General features: G+C 51.8%; 4 protein-coding genes and 4 pseudogenes. 4 read left to right on the top strand and 4 right to left on the bottom strand.

Features of this window, described 5'->3' with window-relative positions; genetic code table 11:
• Positions 1–123, bottom strand: a pseudogene (locus A3A5_RS37935) (IS3 family transposase); the annotation flags it as partial.
• Positions 124–251: 128 nt separating this feature from the next.
• Positions 252–550 (bottom strand): annotated as a pseudogene (locus A3A5_RS0108100) (Tn3 family transposase); the annotation flags it as partial.
• Positions 551–1,067: 517 nt separating this feature from the next.
• On the opposite strand from A3A5_RS0108100, the gene A3A5_RS44520 reads away from it, so the two are divergent.
• From A3A5_RS44520 to A3A5_RS0108085, 3 genes are read left to right on the top strand one after another with little or no spacing between them, the layout of a single operon-like run.
• Positions 1,068–2,459 carry a glycosyltransferase gene (locus tag A3A5_RS44520; protein WP_026200571.1) on the top strand — a complete coding sequence of 464 codons (1,392 nt, stop codon included), beginning with the start codon at positions 1,068–1,070 and terminating at the stop codon, positions 2,457–2,459.
• On the top strand, positions 2,449–3,726 hold the full coding sequence (locus A3A5_RS44515) for a glycosyltransferase family 2 protein (RefSeq protein WP_026200570.1): 1,278 nt from the start codon (positions 2,449–2,451) through the stop codon (positions 3,724–3,726). Before A3A5_RS44520 ends, A3A5_RS44515 begins: the two co-directional genes overlap by 11 nt.
• Positions 3,726–5,153: a radical SAM protein gene (locus tag A3A5_RS0108085; protein ID WP_026200569.1), complete on the top strand. Its 1,428-nt coding sequence runs from the start codon at positions 3,726–3,728 to the stop codon at positions 5,151–5,153. The genes A3A5_RS44515 and A3A5_RS0108085 overlap by 1 nt, the downstream gene beginning before the upstream one ends.
• A gap of 718 nt (positions 5,154–5,871) precedes the next feature.
• On the opposite strand, the gene A3A5_RS0108080 is transcribed toward A3A5_RS0108085, so the two are convergent.
• Complete coding sequence (locus tag A3A5_RS0108080) at positions 5,872–6,822, bottom strand: DNA-binding protein (protein WP_018310096.1); 951 nt, start codon at positions 6,820–6,822, stop codon at positions 5,872–5,874.
• A 91-nt stretch (positions 6,823–6,913) separates the two neighbouring features.
• Between A3A5_RS0108080 and A3A5_RS0108075 the strand changes: the two are divergent.
• Positions 6,914–7,392: pseudogene (locus A3A5_RS0108075) on the top strand (GGDEF domain-containing protein); the annotation flags it as partial.
• A gap of 134 nt (positions 7,393–7,526) precedes the next feature.
• Here the strand turns inward: A3A5_RS0108075 and A3A5_RS40970 are convergent.
• Positions 7,527–8,038 (bottom strand): annotated as a pseudogene (locus A3A5_RS40970) (helix-turn-helix domain-containing protein); the annotation flags it as partial.
• Positions 8,039–8,070 lie beyond the last annotated feature (32 nt).

The following is an 8,070-nucleotide window of genomic DNA, read 5'->3' as shown; positions in this document are numbered from 1 at the left end:
CTGGCTGGGGTGCACGTCGTACTGCTGGGCCAGCTCCGCCAGCGTCTTTTCGCCCTTGAGGGCCGCCAGGGCTACCTTCGCCTTCAACCCCGCCGAGTGGGTTCGCCTGCTTCGTTTCGTCATCTTCTGAGGTCCTTTCTGCCCGCCATTATGGCCGGCTCAGACCCCAGCTCTTCCATTTATCCGACTGTCCGAATTTCCGGCGCCACCTCTATCCCAAGCGGCGCAGCAGTAGGGGGAGAGGATATGGTGTAGTTGTTGCCGCTGAAGGCGCGGACCTCGGCGCAGCTCTCGCGTAGAGGCTCCAAATCGCCTGAGGGGGCAGGCCGATCTGAGCATCGTCTTCGCCCTCGGCGACGATATCGACCACGCCGTCGAGCAGCTCGACGAGTTTTTCCATTTGCGCGCGCCGGCGGGACTGGATTTGCTCCAACTCCTCCCGTGCCCGCTTGTGGATGGCGCTCATGCGTCGGCTAAACATTTCGGCGAGATCGTCCCGCACCCGTACCCGCATTTGATTGGGCAGCGCTAGCTGCAAGTAGCAACGACGTTCTTACGCGGTCCATTCCCTAGTTGCTTTAAACTCACTTCTCCTCAAGCGTTCGGATTTTCTAATCTCGTCGCGCAGCCGGTGCAGCGGCAATCTTTCTCAAGCACGGCGGCAGGAACATTTTGTCGCAACAGCGACGAATCCCGCTCGTATTGTCGGCTTTGGACCAGGGGCTATCGGAAATAGTAAGACGGCGTGCTCAACTAAGGTCTCAGTGGAGGGTACGTTGATGGTACGAATCTCGCTTCAACCTGCCGCGTGCCTTGTCGGGGCAAAGATATATTAATCAATAGCGCGCAAAGAATACCGAGCACAGAGGATATTTGATGGTGATCAATATGCCATTTTAACTTGTTGGACACGCCATCTTTTAACAATATTCTCCAAACAACTGAGAAAAACCTTTCCCCCACGTTCTGTCGCAGGTGTGGAGCGACTCCAATTCCTGATCTCGACCGGCGAATTACACTCGGAGCAGTAATTTGCGATGATATTATTTTTGATGCGAGATTTCTAAATGAATGCTTACAATCGAGCTATATTTGTATCATTTGACGCAGTCGCGGTATCAGGAATTACTGTTGAGGCAATCAAGATAGCAAAAGTTCTTTCCCAGAATGGAATAAAATCGTACCTGGACCTTGGTTATGATATAAAAATAGACAAAGGAATGTTTAACAAACCGTACGAATGGGAAAAGGAACTCTACAAAGACATATTCACTCTTGTTCGTATAGATGACATCAGTTCCATAGCAAATTATAACGTTGACTTTATCAAGCATGCGCATGACGTTTTAATACGCCAAAGTATATCGGAATCCAATCAAAGAAAAGAATATATAAAGGCCGAAATTATAGACACATCTCAGCATCTATCTCATAAAATTGTTCAACTTTGGGGCAATCTGAATATTGGCTATGTTATTGTGGAGAATGGAACTCTTCCTGAAAATATAGTTTACACTCAAGCCCTGTATCTCGCCATCGAGGAATATGGAAACTGCCATGGATTGGGGAATTTTGTTATTTGGCGAGATCACGATTTAATGTGGAGTAGCGAAAAGAGCGCAATGAAGTATGGCCCACCGCCATATCCAAACGCCATCAAGCCCATCAAGTCCAGTTACATAACATACGTAACACTCAACAATGATTTAAAAAGCAACCTTGAAGAGTGGTGCAATTATACAGTTGATGTAAAAGTTAAAAAAAATACCTACGAATTCAACGACCAAGTCGGCTACAAGAATTTAAGAGAGGATTTCTCCATCCGGGATGATGATCTTATTATTGCCAGGACAACCCGCATTATTCCGCAAAAGCGCTTGGACAGGGATATCTATGTGATTAATCGCGTGAATCAGCTTTTTATACAGAATGATATCGATCGGAAGGCATTGCTTTTCGTGGCAGGTGATCCCAACGAAGACGCATATTATTATCAACAGCTAGTAGTCTTATCTAAAAAACTTAACGCCGAGTCGGCTATCAAATTCCTCGGGTCACTTCATCATAGAGGCCTACCATCTCAGGGCCAGATGTACACTATTGATGATTTGTATTATTCCTGCGATCTAGTCTCCTTTCTCACCTCTTGGGATTATGATAGTTATGGAAACCCTATTGGCGAGGCAATCAGCCACCAGCGTTGTTACATTACGACCAGCTATGAATATTATGATGAGGTTTATGGCCAGCATGGTTTCATTGCGCCAATCATGAAGATATCAGAGGGGAATGATGGCTTACCTGATGAAAATTTCATTGATGCGCTGTATAAACTCATCAACAATAAACAACTTATGAAAGAAATTGCGAAAAAAAATTACCTCATAGGAAGGCAATTACTTTCCTCTAACATCAGCGATATTTTCGACCTGAACTTTGGAGGGGTGTATGCGAGATAATGTTTTTGTATCTGTTGTACTGCCCATTTATAACGAAACGGATTGCATTGATGATGTGCTAACTTCTTTGGTTAACCAGAAAACCCATAACAACCTGATTACCCATCAGAGCTATGAATTGATTGTTGTGGATAACAATTCTACAGACGATTCTGTCCGGAAAGTAAAGGCCCTTAAGGCAGAAAACCCCTCCATTGATATTAATATAATCACGGAAGCCGTTCAGGGAGTATCATCCGCCAGAAAACAGGGTATGGATTATGCGTCCTTCCGCTCAAAAACTAGGGACAGCCGCTTGGGAGTCCAAAGGAAGCACTATATTGTTTCCTCAGACGCAGATTGTACAGTAGACCCATACTGGCTGCATGCACTAATAAAAAAAATGATAGAAGAAAATGGGGGGCTGGGTACCTGCAACTATTATTATAATGAGAATTCATTCATCAACCGCCCTAATCTATTTCGGGAAATTCAAAAAACTTTACGTTGCCGGGAAATGTCTTTTTCGCTATTCGGCGGTTTTCCAGACGGAAAAGGTTTCGCTGTTGAGCGCAAGCTCTACGACGAAGTGGGGGGTATCGAAATTTTCTATCAACTCAAAAATGGAAGATTTGTGGAACACCTTTCCGATGATTGGGATTTTGGGATACGGGTCATTGCAAGGGGTGGCAACCCAGTTTACGCCCGAGATTCCCGGGTAGAAATTAACAGTCGTCGCGTGGATACTCTCCTAGAAGAGGTCATCACCGGCACCGCCTATGGGCAGGACGGTATCATTATCATGAAAGACGTCCGCATTGATGCCGAGAAGCAAACAATAGCGCTGCAAGATACAACCCCGGAACAGTCGCAAAATGCCTGGTTTTGCTCAATTAAGGACTATGTTCCTAAAAATGTCGTTCTACCTGTGCTGTTAAATCCGCATATTTTGCTGGAAAATGCCCTGGTACGTGAGTTCTTCACTGGGCGCGTGGCAGATCGGCTGTACAGGCGCCTCAATGAAATTAAGCGGGAAACTCGCATTATCGACTTCAAGTCGATCCATTCCTACAAAACGCCGTGCTATCGACTATATTTTGAATTTCGTGATGAAATTTTTAGCGCGATGCGCCGCACTGTTGGTGGTGATATCGGTTTCCCGCCACCGTTGCCCAAGTGTTTCGATGTTGTCAAGCCGGAAGATTTCAGACGTTTCGTCTACTACTTCTGCGAGGACCGTGAATCCGGGGACGCACATAATTACTTCGCTAACGGTGGAGTTTTTTAATGAATAAAGAACCGTTAGATTCTTTGAACGACATCGACGCTCACTATCCTGTGCCGCGAGTATACGATTTCCTCTCGCGACCGCAGAATTGCGAATTCCTTGATTACGTATTTAAAGACCCTTTCGGCTGCCACGTTTTCCCGGGCGATATCTCTAGTTATCCACTTGATTCTTTTTTGAATGATATGGAGCGAGAGATAAAGCAAGCTAAACAAATCCATCTTTGGTCGTATATTCCAACGTGCCGCTACCGCTGCTATTTCTGTGATTTTCCCACAGTTATTCTCAACCCACAGACCGAGGCTGCACAGACGATGTTCCGGGATGTGGTGGATTGTAATATAACAGAAGCAAGGATGTGGCTTGAGAGTATCCCAAGCCTTGGGCAGGTAGAAATTGGGGAATTTAATATCTTCGGGGGCACGCCATCGCTGCTTCCGGAGCAAGAACTGCGGCGTTTAGTGGATTTTTATCAAAGCCATTTTAATTTTTCGGCTGCGTCCATGCGTTTTGAAGGTGAGCCGGGAACGCTGACTAAAAACTATCTGCGCTTGTTAAAAAAGCTAGGTTTTTCAAAAATCAGCTTTGGGGTGCAGTCTTTCAATGATCATATCATCAAAGCATCCGGTCGTATGCATTCAGCCCGGGCGTGCATAGAGACCATTTATGACGCGCGCGAGATCGGTTTTAACTGGATTAGTGTCGACCTTATTTATGGCCTACTCGACCAAAATGTCGATGACGTGAAACGCGACGTGGAGAAGATTATAGAATTGGGGCTCTCCCATGTTGTCTGTACCAAGCTGCACATGGACGAATTTATGAGGAAACGCACTGGTGTTTCTGGCGAACGAAAGAGTCTGTGGCAGAAAGGAAAGTTTTTTGATGATAAGAGGAGGTTTCCGGGTTTAGGTAAGCAGTATCAAATGCGCGAGCTTGTTGAAAAGTATTTATCCTCTGACTATCTGGAGCATCCAACAATGTACTTTCATCAAAAGCATCAACGCCCCGAAAAATGGAAGGGATTAGTCACCGATCTCGGCAAGCAGTATCCAGAGGTGGCCATCGGCTTGGGCGGCAGCTCCAAATGTACAAGAGCTGAAGCTATCAACATAACCGGATACGGAAGATACAAGGAAGCATTGGACAATCATCGCTTGCCCATTGATGAAAGCCAAGGCATCTCCCTGCTTCGACGGGAAGTTAATGCGTTCAAAATGGCAACATCTACATTGGTCCCTGTGAATGACGGCGTGTTCAGACGGCGTTTTGAAGGGCGAAGCTTTTTTGATAATTCGATTATCAATCGTGCGCTTAAGACACTGGTTGATAAAGCACTGGTCACCGTCGACGGTGATGTAGTTACCTTGACCCCAAATGGCGTGACGCTCGTCGAAGCGGTGATTAACACACAGTTCGGCCCGTAAGTGCGGCTAACAAACTCCTCGGGCCTGTGCGTTGGCGCGCTCGTAGGCGCTTGGCCCCCAATGGATTTCGCTCGGCGACCCCTTCATATATCAGCGGCCTTGTAGGTCCTAAGTCTACGCAGGATTTGTCACCGACGGTCCAACCTGTTGCCACTGAGTCAAATCACTTGTGTAATCGACGATGAGTTTTTGCTGAATTTCTATTACAGAGCGATTCTCACACGGGTACGGTATTCTCGCTCCTTTGCTAACATGACCCAGATTGTTTCGTGCGGTCTTGTTCGCCAGTGCCACTACTGCGATATTCATACCGCGTCTGTCCCGCAGCTCGTTGATCCAGCGCGATAGTGCAACATTGCGTATTTCGGAGGAACGTGACCGGCGATTTCGGGAACGTAACCGACCGGACCGGACCGGAAGGCAGGATAGGCGTTGTGCATGACATCAACCGCACGGGCTATGCTCGCCGGCTTTTGCCGGAGAGCTAGCTGGAATCGAGCCGGCCGGTACCGTTGCTGCATTCTCCGCCTGTCAGCCTTGCGGCAATTTGAGCGAGTCTGATAACACCGCAGCGGCGTCGTCCGCATCGCTCATGCCCATGATCCGGTCGATCGTGCCGTGCGCCAGCTCGTCTGCCAGCGCGAGAATATCGTCGAGCAGCGCAGGCGGGCGCTGACGCGCTCCGCGGTACTCCGAAAGCCGTTGCTCGCTGTTTGGCTCAACTGGCGCGACGTCTGGCTGTACGCGCTGGCGCGGATTCGTCGCGGCCCTTGAGCTGACCCTGCAACTGGGCCACCTGCAGGGTCAGGGAATCGCGCTCGCGCCGCAGTTCGCGCGTTTCTTCCATGACACCAGCGAGCTGTTTTTCATGCCGTTCGGCCAGCCGCCGCTGTTCAGCAGCGTCGGCGGAGAGACGCTGCCCGTCGGCCACAAGTTGCTCGTTTCGTTGCCGGGTCTTCGAAACGGCCGCTTCCGCGCGACGCTGGGCTTCGCGCGTTTCCTCGGTCTGCAGCATGACGAGCGTCTGCACGCCTTCGAGGCCGGTGGTGGCCTGGTCAACCCCCGCCCGCAGGGCGGCCTCGTGTTCGGCGCGGGCAGCCCGCACAGCTTCCAGTTCGCGGGCATGGGTGGACTGCGCTTCGTGCAGGGCCTGGTCCGATTGCGCGCGCACGGCATCGCGCTCAGCCACGGCTGCTTCGGCCTGGCGGATGGTTGCGTCCAACTGGGTCTGGACCCTGGCGTGATCGGCGAGCGCTGTGGCGAGCCGCGCCTGCAGGTAATCAACCTGGGCGCGAAGCGTTTGTACTTCCGCCTTCAATCCCGCATTGGCGACCTGCAGCGATTCGGCGCGCGTGGTGGCGGCGGCCGCTTCGGCCTCAAACTCCGCGCTGCGCTGCGCAAAGACCTGTTCTCCCTGCTCGACGGCCAACGCCCAGACAGACAGCATGGCGTTGGCGACGGCTGGCGGCAATGCGGCAGAGAGCGCGTTGTTGTTGCGCGCCTGCTCGTCCTTCCACAGCTTCAGCTCGTCGTTGATGGTGGTGCGGCTGCCCTGGCGAATCTCGGCGTAGATGAGGTCGACGGTGAGCTCATGCGGGTGCCGGCCCGCGGCAACTAGGCGGGCGGCGACTTCACGGGTGCGTAGATGGGTATCGTTGATACGGCTCATGGGCGGAAGCGGGCTGAGAGGGGGAATTTCGTGATTCTGAATGATGTATGTGACCGTATTACGTTATAGTTGAACGTCATCGGTGATGGTCATTTGGTGGCTGGCGCATGCCATTTTTGCCGGAGGCTTCTTTCTTTTGAGCTACGGCGTCGTCCAGGCGTTTCACACAACCCGTTCGTTTGCGACCATTTACAGTCAGGAAGAGTGGATGGCCCGTCTGGCGGCGGCCATGGGGCGCACCGAAAGTGCGCTTCAGGCGCTGAAACGGACCAACCAGAAGCTCGAACACCTCGCTGCGACCGACCCCTTGACCGGCGCAGCCAACCGCCGCACGTTCATGCGCCGCATCGAAGCCGAGATTGCAAGCGCCAAGCGGGAAGGCGAGTCGTTTTCTCTGCTGGCGCTGGACCTGGACAACTTCAAAGCGGTCAATGACCGCTATGGGTATCAGGTGGGCGATGAAGTATTGCAAGGCTTCGTCCGGGATGCCGCGACGCAATTCGCCCCTATGACGGCGTTGCCCGCGTCGGTGGCGAGGAATTTATGGTTCTGCTGCCTAGTGTCCTGTCCCGCTAATACATGAACAAAGTCGATGCAACTTCTCGAGAATCGAGTCCGCAGCGGCAGTCCAGCGAAACGGCTAGCAGTTCGTGTTGTACGCGGTGACGAAATGGTCGATGCGTTGGACCAACTGCTTGACGCTCGTCAGGCGGGCTCAGGTACAGACCTACCACGTCGCGCAGCTTCTCGACAAAGAACGGGTCGGTGGACAGCTTGGAGCTCTCGGCACGATGAGGCTGCAGCCCGAAGAGCTGAAAATAGCGCTGCACGCTGCTCTTGGAGATGCCTGTCTCGGCCGCGACAGAACGCACGCTCCAGTGTGTCGAGCCGTTGGCCGGCTTGGTATGCAAAGTGGTTTGGATCAACTGCGCCACCCGTTCGTCGTCGACCGTACGCGGCGCACCCGGGCGAAACATCGTCGTACAGACCGGCGATGCGGCGCGCGACGAAGCGCGCGCCACTTGCCCACCGTGGCATTGCCCATCTTCAGCCGTTCGGCGATCGCGCTATTGAGCTCCNCGTCCGCGCTGCTGAGAATGATGCGCGCCCGATTGCTCAGCGCTGCAGGCAACGACCGGCTGCGCGCGAACGCTTGCAACTGCGCGCGTTCGTCTTCGCTCAACACCAGTTCGGCCTTCGGTCTGCCCGTCCTCATCGTGGTATCTCCGTTCCCAAATGCCGAAACGG

Source organism: Cupriavidus sp. UYPR2.512, assembly GCF_000379565.1.
Lineage (GTDB): Bacteria > Pseudomonadota > Gammaproteobacteria > Burkholderiales > Burkholderiaceae > Cupriavidus.
This window is presented reverse-complemented; position numbering and strand designations above follow the sequence as displayed.